Origin of the sequence: Undibacterium sp. RuTC16W, assembly GCF_049339445.1 — a bacterium.
Taxonomy (GTDB): domain Bacteria; phylum Pseudomonadota; class Gammaproteobacteria; order Burkholderiales; family Burkholderiaceae_D; genus Undibacterium.
This window is the reverse complement of sequence record NZ_JBMPPE010000126.1, coordinates 1-281: the sequence shown is the minus strand read 5'-3', so window position 1 is coordinate 281 and position 281 is coordinate 1. Positions and strand designations below refer to the sequence as shown.

Annotated in this window: 1 pseudogene; it reads left to right on the top strand. The window is 44.1% G+C overall.

Annotated elements, in window-relative coordinates:
- Nucleotides 1-281 (top strand): annotated as a pseudogene (locus ACO0K4_RS19795) (3-octaprenyl-4-hydroxybenzoate decarboxylase); the annotation flags it as partial.

The following is a 281-nucleotide window of genomic DNA, read 5'->3' as shown; positions in this document are numbered from 1 at the left end:
CGCCTGATGAACCGGCTATTTTAGGTGTGGCGCTTAACGAAGTGTTCGTGCCAATTTTACAAAAACAGTTCCCTGAAATTGTCGATTTTTACTTACCGCCTGAAGGTTGCTCTTACCGCATGGCCGTAGTGACTATGAAAAAACAATATCCTGGTCATGCAAAACGGGTGATGATGGGTGTATGGTCGTTCTTGCGCCAATTTATGTACACTAAGTTTGTAATTGTTTGCGATGATGACGTCAATGCGCGCGACTGGAATGATGTAATTTGGGCTATCACC